Source organism: Arthrobacter sp. efr-133-R2A-120, from assembly GCF_030209835.1.
Taxonomy (GTDB): Bacteria; Actinomycetota; Actinomycetes; order Actinomycetales; family Micrococcaceae; genus Arthrobacter.
This window is the reverse complement of the sequence record NZ_JARVRF010000018.1, coordinates 19,095-44,134: the sequence shown is the minus strand read 5'-3', so window position 1 is coordinate 44,134 and position 25,040 is coordinate 19,095. Positions and strand designations below refer to the sequence as shown.

Annotated in this window: 27 protein-coding genes and 1 pseudogene; 14 read left to right on the top strand and 14 right to left on the bottom strand. The window is 63.3% G+C overall.

Features of this window, described 5'->3' with window-relative positions:
• The first annotated feature begins 187 nt into the window (after positions 1-187).
• From QRN52_RS10455 to QRN52_RS10445, 3 genes are all read left to right on the top strand, one after another.
• Positions 188-673 carry an Lrp/AsnC family transcriptional regulator gene (locus tag QRN52_RS10455; RefSeq protein WP_078105724.1) on the top strand — a complete coding sequence of 162 codons (486 nt, stop codon included), beginning with the start codon at positions 188-190 and terminating at the stop codon, positions 671-673.
• Positions 674-810: 137 nt separating this feature from the next.
• Positions 811-1,224 carry a DUF4383 domain-containing protein gene (locus QRN52_RS10450; RefSeq protein ID WP_059387837.1) on the top strand — a complete coding sequence of 138 codons (414 nt, stop codon included), beginning with the start codon at positions 811-813 and terminating at the stop codon, positions 1,222-1,224.
• Between the two features lie 30 nt (positions 1,225-1,254).
• Positions 1,255-1,818: a hypothetical protein gene (locus QRN52_RS10445; protein ID WP_284752660.1), complete on the top strand. Its 564-nt coding sequence runs from the start codon at positions 1,255-1,257 to the stop codon at positions 1,816-1,818.
• Between the two features lie 145 nt (positions 1,819-1,963).
• Here the strand turns inward: QRN52_RS10445 and QRN52_RS10440 are convergent, their stop codons facing one another.
• The gene (locus QRN52_RS10440) at positions 1,964-3,580 is read right to left on the bottom strand and encodes a monocarboxylic acid transporter (protein WP_284752659.1); all 1,617 of its coding nucleotides are present in this window, start codon (positions 3,578-3,580) and stop codon (positions 1,964-1,966) included.
• A complete protein-coding gene (locus tag QRN52_RS10435) occupies positions 3,577-3,954 on the bottom strand; it encodes a DUF485 domain-containing protein (RefSeq protein ID WP_284752658.1) in 378 nt (125 codons plus the stop codon). The genes QRN52_RS10440 and QRN52_RS10435 overlap by 4 nt, the downstream gene beginning before the upstream one ends.
• Between QRN52_RS10435 and QRN52_RS10430 the strand changes: the two genes are divergently transcribed.
• From QRN52_RS10430 to QRN52_RS10410, 5 genes are read left to right on the top strand one after another with little or no spacing between them, the layout of a single operon-like run.
• Positions 3,859-4,062 (top strand): hypothetical protein, encoded by a 204-nt coding sequence (locus QRN52_RS10430; RefSeq protein ID WP_284752704.1) that lies wholly within the window; start codon positions 3,859-3,861, stop codon positions 4,060-4,062. The two genes, QRN52_RS10435 and QRN52_RS10430, sit on opposite strands and share 96 nt — an antisense overlap.
• 56 nt (positions 4,063-4,118) lie before the next feature.
• Positions 4,119-5,285, top strand: coding sequence for a histidine kinase (locus QRN52_RS10425; RefSeq protein ID WP_284752657.1), 1,167 nt, complete (start codon positions 4,119-4,121; stop codon positions 5,283-5,285).
• 15 nt (positions 5,286-5,300) lie between these two features.
• Entirely contained in the window at positions 5,301-6,020 is a 720-nt protein-coding gene (locus tag QRN52_RS10420) for a LytR/AlgR family response regulator transcription factor (protein ID WP_284752656.1), read from the top strand.
• Positions 6,017-6,379 (top strand): DUF485 domain-containing protein, encoded by a 363-nt coding sequence (locus tag QRN52_RS10415; protein ID WP_284752655.1) that lies wholly within the window; start codon positions 6,017-6,019, stop codon positions 6,377-6,379. Before QRN52_RS10420 ends, QRN52_RS10415 begins: the two co-directional genes overlap by 4 nt.
• A complete protein-coding gene (locus tag QRN52_RS10410; protein WP_284752654.1) occupies positions 6,376-7,848 on the top strand; it encodes a sodium/solute symporter in 1,473 nt (490 codons plus the stop codon). The genes QRN52_RS10415 and QRN52_RS10410 overlap by 4 nt, the downstream gene beginning before the upstream one ends.
• Positions 7,849-7,895: 47 nt before the next feature.
• On the opposite strand, the gene QRN52_RS10405 is transcribed toward QRN52_RS10410, so the two are convergent.
• The 6 genes from QRN52_RS10405 to rpsB all read right to left on the bottom strand — a co-directional run bounded on the left by QRN52_RS10405 (position 7,896) and on the right by rpsB (position 12,790).
• A complete protein-coding gene (locus QRN52_RS10405) occupies positions 7,896-8,480 on the bottom strand; it encodes a DivIVA domain-containing protein (protein ID WP_284752653.1) in 585 nt (194 codons plus the stop codon).
• A 21-nt stretch (positions 8,481-8,501) separates the two neighbouring features.
• Positions 8,502-9,425 (bottom strand): phosphatidate cytidylyltransferase, encoded by a 924-nt coding sequence (locus tag QRN52_RS10400; RefSeq protein ID WP_284752652.1) that lies wholly within the window; start codon positions 9,423-9,425, stop codon positions 8,502-8,504.
• Positions 9,425-9,982: a ribosome recycling factor gene (gene frr / locus QRN52_RS10395; RefSeq protein WP_078105729.1), complete on the bottom strand. Its 558-nt coding sequence runs from the start codon at positions 9,980-9,982 to the stop codon at positions 9,425-9,427. Before frr ends, QRN52_RS10400 begins: the two co-directional genes overlap by 1 nt.
• Before the next feature lie 102 nt (positions 9,983-10,084).
• Complete coding sequence (pyrH, locus tag QRN52_RS10390) at positions 10,085-10,822, bottom strand: UMP kinase (RefSeq protein WP_284752651.1); 738 nt, start codon at positions 10,820-10,822, stop codon at positions 10,085-10,087.
• 146 nt (positions 10,823-10,968) lie between these two features.
• Positions 10,969-11,805, bottom strand: coding sequence for a translation elongation factor Ts (gene tsf / locus QRN52_RS10385; RefSeq protein ID WP_184735951.1), 837 nt, complete (start codon positions 11,803-11,805; stop codon positions 10,969-10,971).
• A 121-nt stretch (positions 11,806-11,926) separates the two neighbouring features.
• Positions 11,927-12,790 carry a 30S ribosomal protein S2 gene (rpsB, locus tag QRN52_RS10380; protein ID WP_284752650.1) on the bottom strand — a complete coding sequence of 288 codons (864 nt, stop codon included), beginning with the start codon at positions 12,788-12,790 and terminating at the stop codon, positions 11,927-11,929.
• Between the two features lie 435 nt (positions 12,791-13,225).
• On the opposite strand from rpsB, the pseudogene QRN52_RS10375 reads away from it, so the two are divergent.
• Positions 13,226-13,633, top strand: a pseudogene (locus QRN52_RS10375) (peptidoglycan DD-metalloendopeptidase family protein); the annotation flags it as partial.
• A 138-nt stretch (positions 13,634-13,771) separates the two neighbouring features.
• On the opposite strand, the gene QRN52_RS10370 reads toward QRN52_RS10375, so the two are convergent.
• The 4 genes from QRN52_RS10370 to QRN52_RS10355 form a co-directional block, all read right to left on the bottom strand.
• Positions 13,772-14,962 (bottom strand): acyl-CoA dehydrogenase family protein, encoded by a 1,191-nt coding sequence (locus tag QRN52_RS10370; RefSeq protein WP_284752649.1) that lies wholly within the window; start codon positions 14,960-14,962, stop codon positions 13,772-13,774.
• Positions 14,963-15,078: 116 nt separating this feature from the next.
• Positions 15,079-15,915, bottom strand: coding sequence for a hypothetical protein (locus QRN52_RS10365; protein ID WP_284752648.1), 837 nt, complete (start codon positions 15,913-15,915; stop codon positions 15,079-15,081).
• Entirely contained in the window at positions 15,912-16,478 is a 567-nt protein-coding gene (locus QRN52_RS10360; protein ID WP_284752647.1) for an RNA polymerase sigma factor, read from the bottom strand. Before QRN52_RS10360 ends, QRN52_RS10365 begins: the two co-directional genes overlap by 4 nt.
• Positions 16,479-16,569: 91 nt before the next feature.
• Entirely contained in the window at positions 16,570-17,487 is a 918-nt protein-coding gene (locus QRN52_RS10355) for an alpha/beta hydrolase (RefSeq protein WP_284752646.1), read from the bottom strand.
• Between the two features lie 97 nt (positions 17,488-17,584).
• Between QRN52_RS10355 and QRN52_RS10350 the strand changes: the two genes are divergently transcribed.
• The 5 genes from QRN52_RS10350 to QRN52_RS10330 all read left to right on the top strand — a co-directional run bounded on the left by QRN52_RS10350 (position 17,585) and on the right by QRN52_RS10330 (position 21,519).
• Positions 17,585-18,457: an SGNH/GDSL hydrolase family protein gene (locus tag QRN52_RS10350; protein WP_284752645.1), complete on the top strand. Its 873-nt coding sequence runs from the start codon at positions 17,585-17,587 to the stop codon at positions 18,455-18,457.
• Positions 18,458-18,639: 182 nt separating this feature from the next.
• On the top strand, positions 18,640-19,032 hold the full coding sequence (locus QRN52_RS10345; protein ID WP_284752644.1) for a DUF7793 family protein: 393 nt from the start codon (positions 18,640-18,642) through the stop codon (positions 19,030-19,032).
• Positions 19,029-19,859 carry a nuclease-related domain-containing protein gene (locus QRN52_RS10340; protein ID WP_284752643.1) on the top strand — a complete coding sequence of 277 codons (831 nt, stop codon included), beginning with the start codon at positions 19,029-19,031 and terminating at the stop codon, positions 19,857-19,859. Before QRN52_RS10345 ends, QRN52_RS10340 begins: the two co-directional genes overlap by 4 nt.
• 302 nt (positions 19,860-20,161) lie before the next feature.
• Entirely contained in the window at positions 20,162-21,010 is an 849-nt protein-coding gene (locus tag QRN52_RS10335; protein WP_284752642.1) for an esterase/lipase family protein, read from the top strand.
• Positions 21,011-21,318: 308 nt separating this feature from the next.
• Positions 21,319-21,519, top strand: a complete 201-nt coding sequence (locus QRN52_RS10330; protein ID WP_284752641.1) for a helix-turn-helix domain-containing protein — start codon at positions 21,319-21,321, stop codon at positions 21,517-21,519.
• Between the two features lie 3 nt (positions 21,520-21,522).
• On the opposite strand, the gene QRN52_RS10325 is transcribed toward QRN52_RS10330, so the two are convergent.
• Together QRN52_RS10325 and QRN52_RS10320 are read right to left on the bottom strand one after the other, a co-directional pair.
• Positions 21,523-24,612 (bottom strand): phage tail tape measure protein, encoded by a 3,090-nt coding sequence (locus QRN52_RS10325; RefSeq protein WP_284752640.1) that lies wholly within the window; start codon positions 24,610-24,612, stop codon positions 21,523-21,525.
• The gene (locus QRN52_RS10320; protein ID WP_284752639.1) at positions 24,609-24,983 is read right to left on the bottom strand and encodes an HK97-gp10 family putative phage morphogenesis protein; all 375 of its coding nucleotides are present in this window, start codon (positions 24,981-24,983) and stop codon (positions 24,609-24,611) included. Before QRN52_RS10320 ends, QRN52_RS10325 begins: the two co-directional genes overlap by 4 nt.
• Between the last annotated feature and the right edge of the window lie 57 nt (positions 24,984-25,040).

The window sequence follows — 25,040 nt, the reverse complement described above, 5'->3', positions numbered from 1 at the left end:
GCACCTTTCAGCTCGTGCTCGCAGGCCTTTTGGAGGACTTGTGATCCAGCCGCGGGCCAGCATCCGGGCGTCGTCGCCTGGATTAATTGTGACCCTACTCACAATGCTCATTGGGTACAACCACCGTTGAAAATTTTGCGCATTCTGCCCTATCTGGGCGGTGGCCACCGTGCTAACGTTGCGCATTATGCAAGCTTTAGATGGCACCGACACACGCCTGCTTTCGGCCATGGCGAAGGACCCCCGCGGCACCGTTGTCGCCTTGGCACAGAAGCTGGGACTATCGCGGAATACGGTCCAGGCACGGATGGCCCAACTGGAAAAGAAGCATGCGTTCCTCTCCTTCGAACGGCGCATCAACCCCGCCGCCCTTGGCTACCCCCTCATGGCCTTCATCTCAGTGCATGTGCAGCAGCAAAAGCTTGGACAGCTCGCCTTGGACCTCGCCGAAATACCGGAAATCCTGGAGGGATACGGCCTGACCGGTTCGGCCGATCTGCTGTTGCGGGTGGTGGCGCTCGACGCCGAGGATCTGTTCCGGATCAACGGCAAGATCCTTGCGTGCGACGGAGTGGAACGAACGGACACCGCCATGTCCATGGGCGAATTGATTCCTTTCCGGGTGCAGCCGTTGCTGAACCGGAACACCAAGAAGGCGCTCCGCACCGGCTGAGCCCGGTAACCTCGAAAAAATTCGTCCCATCCCACCCATCCATTGCGCCGGGTGGTCCGAATCTCTGGTTGAGAGCCCCGTCCGGGGTTTCGAACACAGGCCGGATACAAAACCGGCCATACCGGAAGGTTTGGACCATGCGCACTTCGCCCAACCGCCTGATCGCCACCATCTTTGGAGCCGTCTACCTGCTCGTGGGTGTCGTTGGATTCTTCGTCACCTCGGGAATTGGATTCTTCGCCACCGAGGGTGCCAATCTGATCATCTTTGCGGTAAACCCCCTGCACAACATCATCCACCTCGCCATTGGCGCCGCCCTGCTCTACGCGGGCATGAACAGCACCGTGCTGTCCAAGACCATCAACACCACGGTCGGCGCGGTCTACCTGCTTGTCGGCATCCTCGGACTGTTCCTCGTGGGCTCCGCACTGAACATCATTGCCCTTAACGGCGCAGACAACGTCCTGCACTTGGCAAGCGCTGTGGTGCTCCTCGGCATCGGCCTCTCGCAGGACAAGGTTCCGGCCACCACCGCCAGGGCCCACGTCTAGAAAAAGCCGCAAACCCGGAAGGAGCCGTCCGTGTCAGCTCAAGCAGCGACGTCCGTAGGACCCACCGCCGGGGCATCCCTCACGTTGTTTTCGTGTTTCGCGGGAATGGGGGCCGGCCTCGTGGAGCTTTCCATCGCCTCGAGCTACATTTCGGGCCGGGGACCGCTCATGTGGGCGGGCGGCATCTTCGCGGTCTGGGGCCTGGCGCTGCTCGCCAGCTCGATTGCCAGCCTCCAACGCGGGCGGCTCCGGATCCGTAAGCCAACAACCATAGGCCTCCTCGCGGCCGTGCTGGTCCACGTCGGATTCCTGGTCGCCGGCATGGCCCAAAGAGTGCTCGACGGCGGGCATCTGGCAGCTCTTTTCCTCGTCCTGATGGCGCTGGGATCCTCTGCCTGGCTCGCCCGAAGGTTCAGCGACGACGTCGGCGGAGTAACGCAGGCTTCCCCAAGGGCCGGCGCGCTTTTGGGCGCTGCCTTCGCCGCCGCCGTCGTCGTCGCAGCAATTACGACGCCGGGACTCGCCGCCTCGGTGGCCGGAGCGCACGCCGTCCCGCACGGAGAACATTCCCTGCCGGGCGGCCACAACCACTAAGCCCTGATGCTCGCTCACCTTTGGTTGAAAAATGCCGATCCCTCCTGCAGATCTTTCTGCAGGAGGGATCCGCCATTTGGCCTTGTTTGTGAGCGAGCGTCACGCCGAACGGCCCGATATGTGAGCGAGCGTCGGACCGGTACTCCTAGTGGTTCACCGCTTTCTCGGCTCCGACGCCGGTCAGGGAACGGACTTCCATCTCGGCCTGCTTCGCACTGTCTTCGCGCCGCTTGTCCACCACGGTTCCGAGCCAGCCAAGCAGGAAGGCAAGCGGAATGGATACGATTCCGGGATTGCTCAACGGGAAGACCGCGAAGTTGGCACCCGGGATCATGGACGTCTTGGCACCGGAAACAACCGGCGACAAGGCAATCAGGATAATGGCCGCAGAGAGTCCGCCGTACATGCTCCAGGTGGCGCCCTGGGTGGTGAACTTCTTCCAGAACAGGGAGTAGACGATGGTCGGCAAATTGGCCGATGCCGCCACGGCGAAGGCGAGCGCCACGAGGAAGGCTACGTTCTGGCCATTGGCGAAAATACCGCCGAGGATCGCAAGGATCCCGATGACCACCACAGTCCGCCGGGCCACCTTGACCTCGGTCCCGGCGTCGGCGTTGCCCTTCGAAATAACGTTCGCATAGATATCGTGGGCGAACGACGCCGCTGCCGTGATGGTCAAGCCGGCCACCACCGCGAGGATGGTGGCGAACGCTACGGCCGAGATGAAGCCCAGCAGCAACGGCCCGCCCAAGTGGAACGCGAGGAGCGGTGCAGCGGAGTTCACACCGCCGGGGGCCGACTTGATGGTGTCGGCTCCGACGAGTGCTGCCGCGCCGTAGCCGAGGACCAGGGTAAACAAGTAGAACAACCCGATCAGCCAGATGGACCAGACCACCGATTTGCGGGCTTCTTTGGCCGTGGGCACCGTGTAGAAGCGCATCAGCACGTGTGGCAGTGCGGCCGTGCCGAGGACGAGCGCCATCCCAAGGGACAGGAAGTCGAGCTTGGAAGTGTCGGACTTGCCGTACTGCAGGCCGGGATTGAGCACGTTGGGGTTCTTTGCGGTATCCGCCGCAGCACCCAACAGGTTGGACAGGTTGAAGCCGTAGATGGACAGCACCCACAGCGTCATGACGGCCGCACCGCAGATGAGCAGCACGGCCTTGATGATCTGGACCCAGGTGGTGCCCTTCATTCCGCCGATCAGCACGTACATGATCATGAGGGCGCCGACGACGACGATCACCAGGGCTTGTCCGCCCCAGTCGCTGATGCCCAGCAGCAAGGAGATGAGGCTTCCGGCGCCGGCCATCTGCGCCAGCAGGTAGAAAAAGCAGACGGCCAGGGTGGAGAGGGCCGCGGCGATCCGCACCGGGCGCTGGCGCAGCCGGAACGAAAGCACATCGGCCATGGTGAACTTGCCCGTGTTGCGCAGCAGTTCGGCGACAAGCAGCAACGCCACAAGCCACGCCACGAGGAACCCGATGGAGTAGAGGAAGCCGTCGTAGCCGTTGACGGCGATTGCTCCAGTGATTCCGAGGAAGGAGGCGGCGGAGAGGTAGTCTCCGGCGATGGCGGTGCCGTTCTGCGAACCGGTGAACGAGCGCCCGGCGGCATAGTAGTCGGCAGCCGTTTTGTTGTTCCGGCTGGCCCGGAAAACGATCACCATGGTGACCAAGACGAACAGGGCGAAGATGCCCATGTTCAACAGAGTGGTGTCCTTTAGAGCGGCAACGTTGACCATCGGGACCATGGCGCTCATTTTGCTGCCCCTCTCACTGTGCTGCCCTTGTCGAACTCGTGGCCCTCGATCTCATTCCGGATTTCCGCGGCGATCGGGTCCAGCTTCCGGTTTGAGTAGTGAACGTACCAAGCCGTAATTCCGAAAGTTGAGACGAATTGCAGCAGGCCCAGGACCAGGCCGACATTGATGTTGCCCCACAGCTTGGTGGACATGAAGCCCACCGCGTAGTCAGCCAGCAGGACGTAGGCGAAGTACCAAAGCAGGAATGCAATGGCCATTGGAAAAACAAAACTACGGTGGCGCTTGCGGAGCTCCTGAAACTGCCCCGTTTGCTGGACTTCCTGGAAATCAGCGGACGCCGCTGCGTCCGGTGTCTGGGCCTCGTTACCCATGGCTTCCTCCTGGTTGTGGGTGTCTCCATCGACCACACACTCCTGGCCGATGTGACTGGAATCACTATCCGCCGGGCAACTGCACCACTTCCAGATTCACCGGCATAGGCGTCGCCCAGCGGACACGTTGCTGCGCCGAACGGCGGGTTCGCTAGTCTTGCTCCATGCCGGATTCCCCTCTCGTCACCGCCGCCGCCATTGCGGTCATCGTGCTCGCTGTGGCGGTCGTGGTCGGGGTGGGCCTCAAGGTGATCCGTTCCTTCCGCGAGCTGGGAACCGACGCCGAGAGGGCCACGTACCAAACCCTGCATGCGGCGTCGCGCGCGGGACAGTACCTGCGCACCGGGCTCCACGCGGCGGGAGCGGGCAAGGCGAGCAAGCAATTGCGTTCCCTGCTTGGCTGCGACGCCCTCGCCATTACGGACACCGAGTCCGTTCTCGCGTGGGATGGCGCGGCGGAAGAACTCAAAGCCGCCCTGATGGAGCTCGCCTCGGGAGTTCTCGCCGACGGACGGACCGTGGTTGTCCCGGCGTCGCACGCACTGAACGCCGTCGTGGCGCCGATCAGGGCCGGAAACCGCGTGGTGGGGGCGGTCGCGGCCTTCGCCCCGCAAGCCGGCGCCGGGCTGGTCCGGGCGACAAGCGAGCTGGCCGACTGGGTGGCTGTGCAAGTGGAATTGGCCGAACTCGACGCTTCCCGCACCTTGCTCATGGAGGCCGAAGTCCGGGCCCTGCGTGCACAGATCAGCCCCCATTTCATCTACAACTCGCTCAACGCCATTGCCTCGTTCATCAACACCGATCCCGCCAGGGCCAGGGAGTTGGTGGTCGAGTTCGCGGATTTCACCCGGTACTCCTTCCGCCGCCACGGGGATTTCACCACCTTGGCGGAGGAACTCCGGAGCATCGACCGCTACCTGCTGTTGGAGAAGGCACGCTTCGGAGACCGCGTACAAGTGAGCCTCAGGATCGCGCCCGAAGTCCTGAGCACGGTGATTCCCTTCCTGAGCCTGCAACCGCTCGTGGAAAACGCCGTGCGCCATGGGCTTGAAGCGAAGGAAGGACCGGGCCACATCACCATCTGCGCAAACGACTCCGGGGCCTTCGCGGAGGTCACCATCGAAGACGACGGCGTAGGCATTGATCCGGAACACCTGCGCTCGGTCCTGGCGGGGCACGCAGACGGCGACCATGTTGGACTGCGAAACGTCGATGCCCGCCTTCGGCAGGTCTACGGAGACGAACACGGCCTCGTCATCGAGACCGCGCCGGGAGAGGGCACCTTGATCACTATCCGCGTCCCGAAGTCCCAGCCGAGCCATGATGCCTGAGGCTAATCTATAACCATGATCAACGTACTCGTCGCCGACGACGAGCTCCCCGCCGTTGAAGAGCTCGCCTTCCTGCTGGGCCGGGACGAGCGCATCGGTGCCATCCACCGCGCAGCCTCGGGTGCCGAAGCCCTCAGCGCCCTCGAAACGGAATCTGTGGACGCGGTCTTCCTGGACATCCACATGCCCGCGCTTTCCGGTCTGGACATCGCCCGCGCCATCGCGCGCAGCCCCCGCCCTCCCGCCGTCGTCTTCGTCACCGCCGACGAAGACTGTGCGCTCGAGGCGTTCGAACTGGCCGCCGTCGACTACCTGCTCAAGCCGGTGCGTGCCGAGCGCCTGGCGCGGTCCATCAGCCGCATCAGCGAGCTCATGAAGGACGGCAGCAAGGTGCCCGAGATGATCACGGTTGACCAAGGCGGAACAACCCGGATGATCCGGAGGGACGATGTCAGCTACGTCCAGGCCCAGGGCGACTACGCCCGGCTGCACACCGCGGAGGCGAGCTACCTGATCCGGGTACCCCTGAGCGATCTCGAACAGCAGTGGGCGGACGCCGGATTCATCCGCATCCACCGTTCCTATTTGATGTCACTGAACCATGTGGGGCACATGAAACTGGCCGCCGCACGCCCCAGCGTCACTGTGGCCGGAGCCGAACTGCCGATCAGCCGCAGGCACCTTCCGTCCGTGCGGGACAAGCTCGAGGCCACCCGGATCCGGCCACAAGGATGACCCGGGTCAGGGTCACGGCCCCGCAATCAATTGCCAGGGTAGCCCCCAAACGTCCGTACCATTCGCGGGAAGCTGCCGAGGACTCCGACGTCGGGCAGGTCTTCGTCCGGTCACTCATCCGTTCGCAATTGCGCCTAGCTGTGGTGGTGGCTTCCGGGTTCCTGCTCGTGCTGGCCGCCTATGGCTCCATGGTGGCACTGGTCCCTCAGCTCGCGCAGATGCGGATTCTCGGCATCCCCGTAAATTGGATCATCCTCGGAGTGGCGCTCTATCCGGTGATCGGCCTGAGCGCATGGCTGTACAACCGCTCCGCGGCAAGGAACGAAGCCCGCTACCGCGATCTTGTGGAGGAGAAGTGAATCCCGCCGTCGGGCTCGCCGCATTTCTGGGCGTGGCGCTCGCGACGGCGGGAATCGGCTTCTACGGCCTGCGCATTTCGCGTACCACTGGCGACTTTTACGTGGCATCGCGCACTGTCCGGCCATGGTGGAATGCCTCGGCGATCGGCGGCGAATACTTGTCGGCCGCGAGCTTCCTGGGGGTCGCGGGGCTGATCCTGCTGACGGGAACGGACGCTCTCTGGTTCCCCGTGGGCTACACGGCCGGCTACCTGATGCTCTTGCTCTTCGTGGCCGCCCCCTTGCGCCGGTCGGGTGCCTACACGATCCCGGATTTCACGGAGGCCAGGCTCGAGTCGAAAGCCGTCCGCCGCGTCACGAGCCTTGTGGTGGTTGCCGTCGGGTGGCTCTATATCGTGCCGCAGTTGCAGGGCGCCGGGCTCACCATCCGGATCAGCACGGGATTGCCTTCGTGGGTGGGCTCCATCGCCGTCGTGGCGGTGGTCTGCATGACGGTAGTGGCTGGTGGCATGCGTTCCATCACCTTCGTCCAGGCTTTCCAATACTGGCTCAAGCTGACGGCTTTGGCGGTGCCTGTGGTGTTCCTGCTGCTGAACCAGACGGGCGGCGGCTCAGCGGTCCTGGCGGAGGCGTCCAGCAATCCCACGGGCCTTCAGGCGGCAGGGCTCTACCAGACTGTCTCGCTCTTGGTGGCGCTCCTTTTCGGAACGCTGGGACTCCCCCACGTCCTTGTCCGCTTTTACACCAACCCGGACGGCCAATCGGCGCGCCGAACCACCCTCATCGTGTTGGGCCTGCTGTCGGTCTTCTATTTGTTCCCGACGGCGTTCGGCCTGCTCGGGCGGGTCTTCGCGCCTGAGCTCGCAAGCAACGGACGGCCCGACGCCTTGGTCCTGCTGTTGCCTGGAAAGCTGCTGGGTGGGGTGCCCGGCGATCTCCTGTCGGCATTGGTGGTTGCGGGTGCGTTTGCGGCGTTCCTCTCGACAACCTCGGGATTGGTGGTTTCGCTGGCCGGCGTCATCAGCCAGGACCTTCTTGGCGGGAGCGTGCGCGGATTCCGGGTGGCCGCCCTCCTTGCCGCCGTCGTCCCCCTGGTTTTTGCGTTCACCACGGATTCGATGGCCTTGGCCGGCAGCGTAGGGCTGGTGTTCGCTTTCACGGCGTCCACCATTTGTCCCGTCCTGCTTTTGGGCATCTGGTGGCGTGGCCTGAGCGACACAGGCGCGATTGCAGGCATGCTGACGGGAGCCGTCCTTTGCGGCGGTGCGCTGGTATCGGGCACTATCATCGGTTCCGCTGCGCCCGGATGGCTTGCCCAGCCCGCGGCTTGGACCGTGCCGGCCGCGTTTGCCGTGATGGTGCTCGTCTCACGGGCAACGAAACACCGGGTCCCCGGGACCGTGACCCGCCTGATGACCAGGCTTCACGTCCCGGAACGGCCGGTGGCCACGGAACGCCAGCTCCGCTGAGGTCCGCGGAGCGCGGCGGAGCCGGCGCCCGGACCTTGTCGGTTCTGCTAGTCGATCGCCGCCATGAGTTCGACGACCCGGTCGAGGAAGGCATCAACCTGCGCCTCTTCGTAGCCGTCGCGCCCGCGGGCCTCGGAGAAAGCCGCTCGGCGGACGTTGTCGACGCTCAGCGGTTTGTCGTTTTCCAGGTAACCGATCAGGGAGACGCACAAGGCATCGACCTCGGCGATGTTGTAGCTGCGCGCACGCTTCTTGTCGGGCCGCCGGAAACGTTCGCCATCGGGCCGGTGCAAACGGCCGCGCAACACCCCGGAGAGTTTGCCGATCTTCAGCAACCAGGCTTCCTCGCCTTCGGCCGCTATCAGCTCGTCACGTTCACGTCGGGCGAAGGCATCTTCGAGGCGGTCCAATGCTGCGTCCACAGCGTTGGCGTCGTAGCCGCCCTTGACAGGATCAAACGAAACCGCGCGGACATCGGTGCTGCCGATTTTCTCGGCTGCCTCGGCCCTGTTTTCAAACGACAACCGGGCGCGCTGGAAGAACTGGTCGACTTGCTTTGCGTTGTAGCCGTACCTGCTGTGCGCCACGCGCTCAAATGCTGCGGGGATCTGGCGACGAATGTCCACTGCCACTGCTTTCCTTCTGGGTGGTTGTCAGGCGCCGCTCAACAGCGCGTAAAGAATAAATGCTGCCGGCGCCGCGAAGACGATCGAGTCGAGGCGGTCCATGACCCCGCCGTGTCCGGGCAGGATGCTGCTCATGTCTTTCACGCCGAGTTCCCGCTTCACCATGGATTCCGCGAGGTCACCTGCGGTAGCCGCGGCCACCATGCCCACGGCGAGCACCACGCCGACCCACCACGGCCTATCCAGCACGAAAATGCTGGCGAGGATCCCGATGACCATGGCACCTGCCACCGAGCCAGCGAACCCTTCCCAGGTCTTTTTGGGGCTGATTTTGGGAGCCATCGGATGCTTCCCGAAGAGTGCCCCCACGAGGTACCCGAAAGTATCGTTGGACACTACCAGCAACAGCATGACGGCGATCTGCCAGGCACCCGCCGGAACCTGCCCGGCGGGCCAGGGACCCGCCGTCGTCGCTCCCCCGCCTGCATGGAGGGGCAGGATGGCAAAGCTGATCAGGAAAGGCACCCAGGCAAGCGTGAAAATTCCGGAAAAGACGCTGCGCGGAGCTCCGGCAGCGCTTTCAAGGGAGCGCCAAAGCAGGACGGCCGTGCTGCTGAGCACCATCGCGAAGAGCAGGCTTTCGGTGCCACCGAAGTAGGCCGCGAGCGGCATCGCCACGGTACCGGTCAGCACGGGAATGATCGGCATCCTGGTGCCCTGGCCTTCGAGAGCACGGAAAATTTCCCACACGCCGAGGACCGCAAACGCGGTGGTCAGGAGAACGAACCCCAACGGCAGGAACAGCAGGCCGCCGAGGACGGCGAAGAGCATGGCGAGCCCGACGCCGATGGCGGCCGGAAGATTCCGGCCTGCGTTGGGCGTCGGGTTGCCGCGTTGGCGTCTGGCGCGTGTGGGAATCCCCTGCGCGGGCGCCGGCTCAGCCTCGCTCATCAGACCTCGAGCAGCTCGGCTTCCTTGCGCTTGAGGAGCTCGTCGATACCGTCGACGTGTGCCTTGGTGATGGCGTCGAGTTCCTTTTCGCCACGGGCACCCTCGTCTTCGCCGGCTTCGCCGTCCTTGACGAGCTTGTCCAGGGCGTCCTTGGCCTTGCGTCGGATGCTTCGGATGGAAACCTTTGCGTCCTCACCCTTGCCCTTGACGATCTTGACGTATTCCTTGCGGCGTTCCTGGGTGAGCTCCGGGATGGTGATCCGGATGACGTTGCCGTCGTTGGACGGATTGGCGCCAACCTCGGAGTCGCTCAGGGCCCTTTCGATGTCGCGCATTGAGGTCTTGTCAAAGGGCGTGATGAGGATGGTCCTGGCGTCCGGAATAGCGAAGGAAGCCAGCTGCTGCAGCGGTGTGGGGGTGCCGTAGTATTCCACGATCACCTTGTTGTAGAGTCCGGGGTTCGCGCGACCGGTACGGATCGACGCGAAATCCTCCTTGGCTACCTCGACCGCCTTGTCCATCTTTTCCCCGGCTTCGAGCAAGGTTTCTTCGATCACGGTTTCTCCTCAGAAATAGTCGCGCCCCGGTCCACGGGCCGCAATGCACAATAAATTTCCGCCCCTGCGGGCGGAAGAGTCCTAGAAATATCCTAGCCCTTGCTAGGGGGTGACCAGGGTGCCCAGCTTTTCGCCGAGGATGGCCCGGGTGACGTTCCCTTCGCCTTCCATGCCGAAGACAACCATGGACAAATCGTTGTCCTTGCACATGGTCATGGCGGTCTGGTCCATGACGCGGATGTCACGGCGCAGGGCTTCGTCGTAGCTGAGCTTTTCGAGCTTCTCAGCCGTGGGATCCTTCTTGGGGTCCGCGGTGTAGACGCCGTCCACACCGCTCTTTGCCATGAGCACGACGTCGGCATGCACTTCGAGTGCGCGCTGGGCGGCCACGGTGTCGGTGGAGAAGTACGGAAGGCCTGCGCCTGCGCCGAAGATGACAACGCGGCCCTTTTCCATGTGGCGGATGGCACGGCGCGGAATGTAGGCCTCGGCTACCTGTCCCATGGTGATGGCGCTCTGGACGCGGGTCTCGACGCCCGCTTGCTCCAGGAAGTCCTGCAGGGCCAGGCAGTTCATGACAGTGCCGAGCATTCCCATGTAGTCGGCGCGGGAGCGGTCCATGCCGCTCTGGGACAGTTCGGCGCCGCGGAAGAAGTTACCGCCGCCGACGACGATTGCCACCTCGACCTCGGAAACCGCAGCGGCGATCTGCTTGGCGATGGCGCGGACGGTTTCCGGGTCCACACCAAGCTTTCCGCCGCCGATGACCTCGCCGGACAGCTTCAGCAGCACACGACGACGGGTCTTCTCCGGATGGATTGCAGTGTTCTCGGTTTCCATGGTGCCTTCCCGTTTATGGACTCTGGCTAGATTATCTTGCTGGGGGCCGGGCAGAAAGCTGCCGGCTGTAGATGCGCTCGTTGCGGGCCTGCCGTTGCATGCAAAAGGGGCGGCCACCGAAGTGACCACCCCTTTTGTATGTCTAACTAGTTTCCGACGCGGAAACGGGCAACTGCGGTTGCCTTGACGCCGGCCTCTTCGAGAACCTGTGCAACGGTCTTCTTGGAGTCCTTGGCGAATGCCTGGTCAAGGAGAACTTCGCCCTTGTAGAAGCCCGTGACGCGGCCTTCGACGATCTTGGTGAGAGCGGCTTCCGGCTTGCCTTCGGCCTTGGCGGTCTCTTCGGCGATGCGGCGCTCGGACTCGACCAGTTCGGCCGGGACGTCTTCGCGGCTCAGGTAGTTCGGGGCCATGGCTGCAACGTGGACGGCAACGTCGTGGGCTGCGGTAGCAGCGGCGTCGCCCTCGCCCTCAACGGCGAACAGGACGCCGACCTGGGCCGGGAGGTCCTTGGAGGTCTTGTGCAGGTAAGCGTCAACCGTGCCGCCTTCAATGCGGGCGATGCGGCGGACAACAACCTTTTCGCCGAGAACGGCACCTTCTTCGACGACAACCTCGGAAAGGGGCTTGCCGTCGACGTCGATGGCCAGCAGGGTCTCGAGGTCGGCAGCGCCGGACTCGACGGCGACGGCCAGGACCTTGTCTGCCAGCTGGATGAACTTGTCAGCCTTGGCGACGAAGTCGGTCTCGCAGTTGACCTCGATCATTACGCCCACGCCGTCGGTGACCTTGGCTGCAACCAGGCCCTCGGCGGTGGAGCGGCCTTCGCGCTTGGTAGCGCCCTTGAGGCCCTTGATGCGGATGATCTCGATGGCCTTCTCGGCGTCGCCGTTGGCCTCGTCAAGAGCCTTCTTGACGTCCATCATGCCGGCGCCGGTGCGCTCGCGCAGGGCCTTGATGTCAGCAGCAGTGTAGTTCGCCATGTGAACCCCTCTGTCTAGAAATTTATGTGTTTACGGACTGACAGGACGGCAGCCCACCGAGTGGGCCGCCATCCTGTCAGTAGCTCCCCGCGCCGAAATCCGGCGCAGGAAAGGTCCGGATTTACTTGTCTGCTTCGGCTTCGCCGGCAGCAGCTTCCGTGGCCTCGGCGGCCGGGGCTTCGACAGCTTCTGCAGCCGGAGCTTCAGCAGCTTCGGCCTTGCTACCCTCGAGGAGCTCGCGCTCCCACTCAGCCAGCGGCTCTTCCGGGGCCTCTGCAGCACCGGTTGCGCGCTGGTTACGGGCGATGAGGCCCTCAGCAACGGCGTCGGCAACCACGCGGGTCAGCAGGTTTACGGAGCGGATGGCGTCGTCGTTACCCGGGATCGGGAAGTCAACTTCGTCGGGGTCGCAGTTGGTGTCCAGGATGGCAACAACCGGGATGTTCAGCTTCTTGGCTTCGTCAACAGCCAGGTGTTCCTTCTTCGTGTCAACAACCCACAGAACGGAAGGAGCCTTGGTCAGGTTGCGGATACCACCGAGGTTGGTTTCCAGCTTGGTGAGTTCACGCTTGAGGAGCAGGAGCTCCTTCTTGGTGTAGCCCGAGCCTGCGACGTCCTCGAAGTTGATCTCTTCGAGTTCCTTCATGCGCTGGATGCGCTTGGCGACGGTCTGGAAGTTGGTGAGCATACCGCCCAACCAACGCTGGTTGACGTACGGCTGGCCAACACGGGTAGCCTGCTCAGCGATTGCTTCCTGAGCCTGCTTCTTGGTGCCGACGAACAGGACGGTGCCGCCGTGGGCGACAGTGGCCTTGACGAACTCGAAAGCGCGGTCGATGTAGGACAGCGACTGCTGAAGGTCAATGATGTAGATGCCGTTGCGCTCCGTGAAGATAAATCGCTTCATCTTCGGGTTCCAACGACGGGTCTGGTGTCCAAAGTGGACGCCGCTGTCAAGCAGCTGGCGCATAGTTACGACGGGCATGCCGACGCTCCTTCCGGCAGGTCATTCATGAGAGAGCCACACGGGCCGCTCTTACCCTGCCAATAGTTGACGGTTAATTAGCCGGACCCGAACGGGCCTTGGCTCCTGGCATCCATTGCACTTCTCATCCGGCCAATGACTCGCCGGACCGCAAGAGGCACAATCCTCCGCAGCACTGAATCCACGAGGATTCGCAATTGGAGGGTTGGATACGCGTAGTCAGCCTGGAGCCCCCGCGCAACTGAATGAGAAGCGCTTCTGAACAAGCCTGAGGGCACAGCAAACTGCTCCACCAAGTGTACTACAGCGCCTTCGACCTCATGACCGCTTAAGCCCCGGGTTCAGCCTCTCGCCTTCGGCAGGTTTCCCGCATCGTTTTCCACATAGCCGCACTGGAGGCTTTCGGGATCTGCAGCGCCAACGAAGGCTGGTTCCATGAGAACCGCACATCTCCTGGCCAACGTTCTATTGCTCGTTGCCCTGGGCGCGCCGCCTGCCGTGGCATCGCCGCCTCCGGGCGCACCCAACCCGCCCGGCATCCGCCCGGACTGGGCGTGGCCGCTCTCCCCCAAGCCCGCCGTCCTGCGCGGTTTCGCCCCTCCGGACAAGCCGTGGCTGAGTGGGCACCGCGGCGTGGATCTGCAAGCAGCCGACGACGGCGTCACGGTCGCCGCGCCCGCCGACGGCACCGTGAGCTTCGTAGGCGTCGTGGTGGACCGGCCGGTGATCACCATCGACCACGGGGGCGGACTGCGGAGCAGCTTTGAGCCAGTGGACAGCGACCTCGCAGAGGGGGCCACGGTGAACAAAGGACAAGCCGTCGGCGCAGTGAGGGTCGGCCACTGCGCGGGATCACCGTGCCTTCACTGGGGAGTCCGGCACGGGGATGAGTATGTCAACCCGCTTGCCTTCGTCACGGATCTCCGGCCATCCGTATTGCTGCCCCTGGACGATGTGTTGCCCCTAGACGATGTGCTGGCGCTAGACGATGGCGGAAATCCCCGTGATGGCCCGCCCGGTGACAAGGGTGTTGATTTCGTGGGTGCCTTCGTAGGAGTAGATGGCCTCGGCGTCGGCGAAGATCTTGGCCATCTCGTAGTCCGTGACAATGCCGTTGCCGCCCAGGATGCCGCGGCCCAGGGCAACGCTTTCTCGCATGCGGGCCGTGGTGAATGCTTTCGCCAGCGCGGATTGCTCGTCCTTGGCCACCCCCGCGTCCTCAAGCTGCGCGAGACGCACCATCATGCCCATGGAGCTGACGGTGTTGCCCAGGATCTGCACGAGTTGCTGCTGCACCAACTGGAACGATGCCAGGGGCCTCCCGAACTGCATCCGTTCAACCGCATAGCGGCGGGCGACGTCAAACGCTGCGAGCTGCTGGCCTACAGCCTGCCACGCAACCGAAAGCCGCGTGACTTTGAGGACCTTGTTGGTATCCCTGAAGCTGTTGGCATTGGCCAGTTTGAAGAAGTCCGGGACCACCACGTTTTCGAGGGTGATGTCGGCATTCTGGACGGTCCGCAGCGAGATCTTGTTTTCGATCTTGCTTGCCTTGAATCCAGGGAGGCTTGTGTCCACCAGGAAGCCCTTGACCTGGTCGTCGCCGAGGTCGCGGGCGAAGATCGCAACCCAGTCCGAGAAGGTGGCATTGCCGATCCAGCGCTTGGCCCCGTTGAGGATCCAGTTGCCGCCTTCGCGGCGCGCCGTGGTCCTGGTGCCGCCTGCGACGTCCGAGCCGCCCAATGGTTCCGTAAGTCCAAAGGCGCCGATTTTCTTGAGGGAGTAAATGTCCGGCAGCCAGGCATCCTGTTGCTCTTGGGATGCCAACGCCTCGATGGAACCGGTGAACAAGCCGTCGTGAACGCCCATGAACGTGGCAATTGAGGCATCGGCGCGGGTTGCCTCTGCGTGGACAAGGCCGGCGAACACGTTGGAATAGCCTTGCCGGCTTACCGGACTGACCAGGTCAATCTCAGCCAGTTTGGGAATCAGGTCCATGGGGAATTCCCCGCGGTTCCAGCAATCGACGGCAATCGGCTTGACCTCACGGGAAAGGAAGGCCCGGATCTCAGCCAGCCGGTCTTGCTCCTTGCCCGTGAGCAATTGCTCAAAGCCGTAGAAGTCACCGTCGGCGTATGGGAGATTCTCAAGATCGATTGCTGCCTTGGACATGGCGCTCCTTCGCATAAGTTACTGATGAGTAACTTACAGTAACCGCGGACCTCCAGACAAGCAACCAGGCATCCCGGGCTCCTTGTGCGCAAGGCAGCCCCCTGTGTCTTGTTGTTTCAAAGGGTTAGACGACTCGTTCCCGTGGTGCCGTCCTCATAGCTCACTTCGACCTCGACGCCGTCGCTCGACGCGTTCCGCAGTTCGTCTCCTGGCAACCACAGAGCGAAGTGTCCCCGGGACACGGTCGCTGTCACGTCCCCACGGGTCCGGCTCCTGTAGACGACTGCGAGAATGTCAGAGCCCGCGTCGCCGGCCGCGATGGAAATGTCGCCTGCGCTCATCGTTCCCGTCCCCAGAGCCGTGGCCGTTAACCCGCGAGGGCCCGGAACCGGGTGAGCGGTTGACTTTCCTACCGAGCCGATCATTCCCTTACCGAAAAGACTGACGGCGTCATCAGTAATACACAGGGCCGAGAACCCGTCCTCACCCGTGAGCACCACCGTGGTCCACACGCCGCGCCGCTCGGCAATCGCCACCGCAGCCGAGTCGACGTCGTCCGCGTACATTCCACCCCCCACATTCTTCTTGGACGCACGGCACTCGGCGGCTGCACTGTTACGTTCAGTCTCAGTCATGCCGGCAGGAGCGGGGGTCCAGCTGGCAAACGCCGGGTCCCCGCCTGACAAGGACGGCAGGACAACCAGGCCTGCGGTGACTACCGCCACCATTCCTCCCACCACGGCGACCCTGCGGGCCGTCCATCCGGTACCTCCAAGACGACGACCCTTGCCGGCAGCGGTTTTCGTCGACGGGCCCGGGGATGGCGCCTGCACCGGGTCGGTGGACAAGATGCGGAGAAGATCGGCACGGGCCCGTTCATTGTCGACGGGGGCCTTGTGGTCCGCGACGTCCAATGATCGAAGTAAAGTGTCGATCTCTTGATTGCGGGTCATGGCGTGGTTGTCCTTTCGAACGAAGCCGCAGGTATACGGGAGTGCCGGGGTAGGTGTTCGAGAAGGAGGCGAAGCGCTCGGCGGGCACGGCTCAGTCGAAGACGGAAGGCAACCGGTGAGATGCCGAGTACAGCAGCTGCCTGTGGTGCGTTGAGGTCTTCGAAGACAACAAGGCCCAGTGCCTCCTGATGGGTCTCGGAAAGCGCGCACCATGCTTTGCCCAGGTCAATGCGATTCACGATCGGGTCTGCGTCCTCGTCCAGGTAGGCGAGAGCCGCGGCATCTGCGAGACGGACACCAAGCGCCAGGCGACGCCGTTCGCCCCGGTGGGTGTTTAGAAGAATGTTGCGCGTGATGCCGAAGATCCATGCTCTCGCGTCGTCATGGCGGCTCGGCAACTCATCGAGGCGTCGCCACACGACAAGGAATGCGTCGGCGACGACGTCTTCGGCGTGGTCCGGGTGGGCGCGGCGCTGAACAAATCTCATGAGCTCCGGGTGGACCAACTCATACAACAATCTGAAGGTGCGCTCCCGGTCAGGAGCTTTGGAAGGTTGCCTCATGCTCTATACCTGTCTGCCACCCGACCAAGTGTGTCGCGCCCAGGGAACTGATGCCGGGAACCGACCCTCGTGGCCATCCCGGTCAAGCCATTCAGGCTTCGGGGCCAAGCCGGGCTCGGAGCCACGCGTCGATGTGGCCGACGGCGGCCCGGCCCATCCCCGTCCCGTGTCCGGTGAAGCCGTGAGGGGAGGCGGGATAGATACGCAGATCGACCCCGACACCGGCGTCCGAAATCCGTCCGGCCATGGCGAGATTGTCTTCCAGGAGGATGTCCTCGCTGCCGATCACGATCATGATCGGCGGCAGGCCGGCGAGCTCGGCGAAGAGTGGTGAGAGGTCGGGGTGTGTGCGATCCGGCGTGTTCCCGGCATAGGCGTCAAGAAAATACTCGTCGGCGATGAGGCGTCCGGCCGGCGTCGTCGCGGAGAGGTCATAGGTGCCGAACTGCAGCACGCCGCCGCTAAACGCGGTGACCCCGCGGTCGCGCAACCGGACAAGCGTAGCCATCGCCAGCGTCGCACCGGCAGAGAAGCCACCGATAGCGAGTTTCGCTGTGCCAAAACGGCCTTCGGCGTGCTCCACCAGCCACAGCGCCGCTGTCTCGCAGTCGTCGGGGGCGGACGGCCACGGGTGCTCGGGAGCGAGCCGGTAATCCACGCTGACCACTGCAATGCCGAGCGCGTCCGCGAGCCGCCTGTTGCGAAGGTCGCTTCCGGCGGCCGAGCCCATGTAGAAGCCGCCGCCGTGGATTTCCAGGAACACGCCCGCCACCGGCTTGCCGACCGGCAGGTGGATCCGCACCGGAACGCTTCGGCCAAGTGCGCTAGCCAGCTCTGCGATTGGCCGTGGATCACACTCTGCGGGTGCTGCCATGGCCGCTCGGAATGCGAGCAGCTCTTCCCGGCTGCCCGGACCACGGCCAGACGGCCTGCGGGCGTAGAAGGCGCGGGACTCATCGACGAATGTCCACAGGTCAGGATCGATCAGCGAGGGCAATTCGACGTTCACAGGATAACTCTAGGATGCGCATCCGGCTCGTGAGTTCAGTAGCTATTGACCGCAGCCTGCCGTGGCGGGTTCGGCCCGGTAGGAGCAGTATGGAGGGATGAACGCTCCCAGCGCCGAAAGTCCGGCGCAGGGTAGCTCCGTTGGTTCCGGGGCTCGCCTGCACCCGTGGAGCCGTTATGTGGCCTTAGGTGATTCGTTCACCGAAGGGGTGGGAGATCCGGAGCCGCGCAGCCCGGGAGGCCTGCGGGGGTGGGCGGACCGGGTCGCGGAAGAACTGAGCACCGGACACGAAGATTTCGCTTACGCGAATCTGGCGGTCCGTGGACGGTTGCTCCATCAAATACTGGACGAGCAGGTGGGCCCCGCGCTAGCGCTGCAACCGGATCTGATCACTCTCAATGCCGGGGGCAATGACCTGATCTTCCGCAGAAGCGATCCCGACAAACTCGCCGTCCGGATGGACGCCGGCGTGCAACTTCTTGCCTCGACCGGCGCAACGATTGTTTTGTTCGCCGGCCCGGACTGGGGTGCTACGCCCGTGCTGCGCCGCACCCGCGCCAAGGTAGCCATCTTCAACGAGAACCTGCGGACCATCGCCGCGCGCCACGACGCGATAATCGCCGACCTCTGGGCCCTGCGCCAACTTACCCATCCACGAATGTGGGATCCGGACCGCCTGCACTTCTCCCCCCTGGGCCAGCACACCATCGCCATCATGGTGCTCGATACCCTCAACGTCTCCCACACCTTGGAACCGATGACACCGAAAGACCTACCCGGGCGCACCTGGCGCGAAGCAAGGACCGATGACATTATCTGGGCACGCGAGCACTTGTTCCCATGGGTCCTGCACCGTCTCAAACAAGGAATCTCCGACGACGGGCGGCACGCAAAGCGGCCCGATCCGGGCCCGGTCTTTGGCGCCTGGATGCCACCAGGGACCTTCCTGGGAAACGATCCACCAAGCTGATTGCAGTCTCTCCCCACAGGATTTCCCAAGGATTTCCCCGGGAACGCTACTCTTGGCCGTCCTACCTGTGAGCATTGTCTGGGGACGACGATTCGGGCCGCTCCAGTGGGATGGGGCCACCGACACGGGAGAAGTTGAGGAAGATGTCCGACGCCGGACCAGCAAGGCATGACACGGGAGTCATGCGGATGCTCGAGCTGGAACTGCGGACCGATGGTGTCGTCCACATGATCTGGAAACCGAAGGGGACCATCGAGGCCTCCCATGCGCATGCGGCAATGGCGGCCGTCGAGGAAACCTGCCGGGGGTCCCAGTATCCGTTGCTGGTCGACATCTCAATGACGGAGGGTCTCAGCCGTGATGCCCGCTCCATCTTCTCCACTTGCGCCGCCTCGCGGATTGCGTTGCTTGGGTCCAGCCCGGTGGATCGGGTCATTGCCAGCCTTTTCCTCGGCGTCCACAAGCCGCCGTGTCCGAGCCGCTTTTTCACGTCCAGGAACGAGGCGATGGCATGGCTGGACCAGTCCGGCGGGCACTTCGTTCCGACGGGACAAGGGATAGAGGGAACCTCGTGAGATCTGAACCTGCATCACAGGACTTTCCGCTACGGCCCGGTGGCAATCTGGAGCGTGGCGGGCTGAGTGACCGGATCCCGGGACAGTCGGTCATCGAGAAGTTGCTCGCCGACAGGACAGGTGCGTCCTCGCGGTCCTTTCTCGGCCGTATTTTCGGTGCTGACCCGCTGACCCCGGACAACCACCCCTGGTACAAGGGCGCCCTCGGCGAAATAGCGGTTGGGAGGATCCTTGAACGTCTAGGACCGGAATGGACGGTCCTGCACGCCGTCCCGGTCGGCGCCGGCACATCGGATATCGATCACGTTTTGATAGGTCCGTCAGGGGTCTTCACCCTCAATACCAAGAACCACACGGGTCAGTCCGTCTGGGTGGCCGGGCGGACACTGATGGTCGCCGGCAAGAAGCAGCGCCACCTCCACAACGCCGGCTATGAAGCCGCCCGCGCGGCGAAGCTTCTGACAAGCGGAGCGAACCAGGCCGTGGATGTCACCGGCGTTGTCGTCATCGTTGCCCCCAAGAGCATGACGGTCAGGGAACGTCCCTCCGGCGTCGCGGTGGTCACGGACCGGCAGCTCCTGCGCTGGCTCAACGGCCGCCCGACCGTAATCACGCCAACGCAGAAAGCCCTGGTTGCAGCGGCGGCCGTCCGGGCGGGGACCTGGCACCGGAACCCGCCGGCCGGTGCTGACGCTGCATCTCTCCAGCATGAATTCGCCGCGCTTCGTACTCTCGTTGACCGGGCGCGGCTCCGGCGGGCGGGATGGATGCTTGCCCTGTCTATCCTCGCCCTGGTTGTCCTGGCCAATCTCACGCGATTCTTCTGATTTCAATCTGCCCCAATCGCCCGATGACGAAGGCGGCCTTGTAACGCGCGCTGTTCTCGGCAGGCTGCCTATCGCTGGAAGGATGTGCGTGCTTTGGACTCCCGAGTGAATTTAGCCTTGGTCCTATGAGACCTGTGGCCACTCTTGTGACTGGTGTCGCATTCGGCCCTCTCCTGGCCCGACGGGCAGGTGCACGTTTTCTCAAGATCTCCGCACGCTATTGCAACCCACCGGTAAGTTACCGCAAGGTAACTAGGGATGCCGCGGACATAGGGGTTCGCGGCCAAGAGAAAGGCAAGGCCATGCGCCGATTCCGACTCACCGCCGTGCTCGCCGCTGCAGCGCTCACGATTGGACTCTTTGCCGCACCCGCGGCTCAGGCCGACTCGATCTCGCCGGACCCGCCCGGAGCAAACGATTGGACGTGCAAGCCGTCGAGCGTACATCCGTACCCGGTGGTCCTCGTCCCGGGAACGTTCGAGACGATGTTCAAGAACTGGGCGCTGCTTTCACCGGTGCTCAAGGACCAGGGGTACTGCGTCTTTTCGCTCAACTACGGCGTGGTCAATGGCGTCCCCGCCAGCGGGGCAATCCGCAACTCCGCAGCTGAGCTTGCGACGTTCGTGAAATCAGTTCTCGGCGCGACGGGCGCGAAGCAGGTCGACCTCGTCGGGCACAGCCAAGGCGGGATGATGCCGCGCTACTACATCGGCTTCCTCGGTGGCGCCAAGTACGTGCACCACCTCGTTGGCATTGCTCCGTCGAACCACGGCACACAAGGCCTCATCGCGCCGTCTCCCGCGGGGATGATTCTCGACACGACCGCAACGAGCACCCTGTGCCAGGCCTGCACGGACCAGTATGCCGGGTCGGCGTTCATGGCCGAGCTCAACTCGATCGGCGACGCCGTACCCGGCCCGTCCTACACCGTGATTTCGACCCGATACGACGAGGTCGTTACCCCTTATGCGAGCCAGGCTCTTGTTGGGCCGGTGAAGCAAGTGTCCAACCTCGTGCTTCAGGACTACTGCCCCCTCGACACCTTCGAACACGATCAATCTCCCAACGATCCAAACGTGTGGTCCCTTGTCTCCAACGCGCTTCTCCAGAGCGGCCCCGCAGATCCGACGTATCGCCCGGAGTGCGTCTAGCAACCCGGAGTGCGTCGGCAATACGTAAAAGAGCCCCTGATCTGCGTTTCCGCAGCTCAGGGGCTCTTTTCGGGTAGGGCTACTCGGACTTGAACCGAGGACCTTAGGATTATGAGTTGGCCTTTTTCAGCAACTTTCGCGAATAGTCGACAATGCCTAGATTCCGGGGCCAGAGGCGTCCAAATGCAGCTGGCATCCTCTCGCGGTTAATCACCGTCTTTCAGTGTTTCCGGTGGGTAAGCGGTGGGCGAATTGAGTCTAGTACTGCGAGGCTGCAGGACTTGGGCGAACCGGGCAGACTGTGGCCCATGAAAGAATTCCCACACATCCCGATCCCCAACCCTCCCCTGCTGCTCGATGAAGCCGCAGCCGCCCTACGCATGTCACCGCAGACGCTGCGGGACCTCCGCGACCGAGGCAAGGGACCCAAGGCCCGGATCATCGCCGGGAAACTCCTCTACCGGGTCAACGACCTGGACGAATGGCTGGAACAACAGCCCCCAAGCTAGGGCTCATCTGGACTTGACCTCGGCCTGCCGCAGACGCGCCAAAGTGAGGGCGTCACGGCGCTTGGTTTCCAACTTGTTCGCCATCTCGTCCACGTCCTTCACAATCACCTGGCCGATGCTCATCGTGTGGTTCACCTCGGAACGGCTGGACCCCCACCCACCGGAAGCAGGGAACGGCCCGGACACGGCAGCGAACTGGCCATAGTTGCCGGCCATGGACTTCGACGGCGCCTCGTGCGCACTGAACACGGTGTCCAGGTTCAGTCCGTTGTTGATGGCCCGCAACCACTTGTCGTTCCGTTTGGACTGGGGCTCGTTGATGATCCACTCACCCGACCGGATCGCATACGCGGAACCGTTCTGGGTACGTGCCCGCACGTTGTCGACGCGCGGGTCACGAGGCGGGATCCCGGGAACTTTCCCGCCGCCGGCGAAACCAACGAGGCCACCACCGTTGCGGATCTGGACCGACGTCCCAGCCCAGCCAGCATCCGAGGCGCGGTCCCGGATCGCCGTCCCAGACTCCGTGTACTGCACGTTGATGCTGAGCTGCTTGAACGTTGGGATGCTGTCCACGGCTTGCTTCAGACCGTTGGCCTTCGCCAAGGTGTCCGCGTAATTGCTGATCGCCGTGTTGATGTCCACGTTCTTCGGAATGGACAACGCTGAGCGTGCGAGATCGTCAGCCTTCGTTTCGGACATACCGAAGCCGCGGGCCGCGTTGTAGAGCGAGTTGTAGGTGTCCCCGAGTTTGGCTTGAAGTTCGGGCTGTGTCGCACCGGCGTTGGCCATGGCCTTCGTCGTGTTGATTGCGCTCTGCTGTAGGTCGCTGAAAACAGAGTTCGCTGCACGTCCGGAGACCGTGGTGAGGTCGAAGCTTCCAGTCGTTTGATCGAGGACCATGTTCCCAGCCTTCTGGGTAGCCATGACGTCCTTGATCTTCTTATCCAAACCGTCAAGGTTCTCCTGATATTTGGACTCTGCGTCCCGGGCTGACATGGTAGCCAGGCCGGTCGCGAACATCGCATCAAGGAGCTTGGAGAGAGACTCTGTCGTACCGTCAGCGTTCAGGCCGACATCCGCCAGCTTCTTCTTCATTTCGTCCGTGACCGGAAGTGACTTGCCGGTTGAGTCCGTGTACATCTCGGTTGCCTTGGCGGCGTCCTTCAATGCCGGCGGGATCACACCCAGAGCAAGGTCCATCAGCTGGTACTTGTCGAGAGTCACGCCGGCAGCGTTCGCTTGGCCAAGAAGCGCCGCCTTGTATCCGGGCAGGGTGTCCAGCGCGTCCTGAGCGGACTTGCCTTGTTTCTCGAACTCAGAGGACAGGGCAGCGAATGACTTGGCCGCCGTCTGGGCCCCGCCGTTCCTGACCAAGTCGCCCATAGCGTCACCGAGACCCGCGAGTCGGTCCCGAACCTGGCCGAGGTCGTTCTTTGCGCTTCCAGTCCAAGAGAACAGGGTGTCCAGTGTGTCCTGGACGCCGGCAGGGATGTGCGGGTTGACTATTTCCTTCACGGCGCCGGAAAGATCCTTGATTTGGGGACCGTTCCCAGCAAAGGTGTCCCAGCCTTGGAATACCTTGTCGAGCTCACTTGACCTGGCGCCGCTCGAGGCTTTGCTGACGGCAAGAATAGCCTGCGCATAGTCTTCTGCTGACTTGGTGTGCTTCTCATTGAACAGCACGCCGGCAACCTGAAGCGCGGCGAGCCCGACGGCCGCGATACCTGCAGCTTTGCCGACCTTGCCGAGCCCGCTAGCCAGTCCAGGGGATGAGCTGGCAAGTTCGTCGAAGGCCTTCTTCGTTTCGATGATCTTGGGGAAGGTCGTCAGGAACGTCCCACCCAGCAGCGCGCCAGCGCCGGTGACGGCCGCCAGTCCGAGACCTGTCTGCAGCAGCGGGCCGGGGATCTCGCCGACCATGTCGAGGAGATTGTTCGCGGACTGGGCGAGGGAGCGGAGGACTTCGTTCGCTCCGGAACCTGATTTAAGGAACACGGAATCGAGCGAACCGCCGACCTTTTCGATATCGCCGGAAAGGTTGTCCTGCTTGATCGCTGCGGTGGCGGCTGCGTAGCCGGCATCGTTGACCTTGTCGGTCCAGTCGGAGATGCCCTTGGCGCCCTGCTCGTACAGGACGTTCGCTGCACGCACGGCGTCGGATCCGAAGATGATCTTCATCGACGCCGCGCGCTGCTCGTCGGTGAGGCCCTTCATGGAGTCCTGAAGGACCCCGGCGAACTTGGACAGACCAATAAACTTGCCCTGCTGGTCGTACGCGGAGATGCCAAGCTTGTGCATTTCCGATGCCGCCGCTGCCGAGTTCGGCGTGAGGGACATCAGCATGGTCTTGAAGGAGGTGCCAGCGTCCGAGCCGATCAGACCGGCTGAGGCGAAGGCAGCCAGACCGCCCGTGGTTTCCTCGATGGACAGCCCTGTCGAGGCAGCAACCAGGCCGCCCTGCTTGAGGGCCATGCCAAGGTCCTCCACGGAGCCCTGAGCCTTGCCCGCCCCGGCGGACAGGAGATCCGCGAGGTGCGGGATCTGGTCACCCTTGAGCTTGAACTGCACCATGGCGGTGGCGGCCAGCTCAGCAGCGTCTGCGACCTGAAGGGACCCAGCCGCGGCAAGAGACAGAGCACCGTCGAGGCCACCGCTGAGAATGTCCTTCGTGGACACACCAGCCTTGGACAGCTCGGTGATCGCGTCCGCGGCCTCTTTGGCTGAGTAGGCGGTATCCGCTCCAGCTTTGATGGCAGCGCCACGCAGGAGCTCCATGTCTCCGGAACTGGCGTGTGTTGCTGCCTGAACCTCGGACATTGCCTTGTCGAATTCGGCATAGGACTTGAGGGCCAGCCCGACACCGATAGAGACAGCCGCACCGAACCCCAGGAGTGCCTTCCCGGACTGATCCCAAGCTTTCTCGTGACGGCTGGCCGACTGGACCATCTGGCCCATGGCCGTCGTGGACTTCGCCGACGTCTCCTCGGCCGCTTTACCTGCATCACGGGTCAGCTTCGACACTTCGGCCATCTGGGCCCTGAAATCAGCGATTTCCGCCCGGATCCGAACCGTCAAGAACTTGTCGCTCACAGGGCGCCCCCCAACGTCCCAGCGATCTGTCCCAGCGCCTGTTGAAGCGCGGCCTCGTTACGGTCGGCGGCGGGTCCCATGAACGCCCGCGGCGCCGTGCGACTTGTCCCGAACTCCACGTATTTCGAATAGCTCGCCCGCGCCTGGACGATGCCCTGCGCGAGGTTTGCGTTGGATCCGGCGGAAGATGTTTGGATGCTGTTCCGAAGGAAACCCGTATCCACCGGGACCAACGCTTTTGCGTCTTTCGCAATGTCAAGGGTGGTTTTCCTGACCGCACCTCGGATGAGGAACGCTGCACCCTCAGCGGCGCGCTCTAGTCTGTCGGCCAGCAGGTTGAATTCGCTGCTGTCTATCTCGAAGCTGGTCATAGCTCTCCCTTGGACGAAAAACGTTCCAAGGTTTTGACGGAAGACTATGGGGCGGCT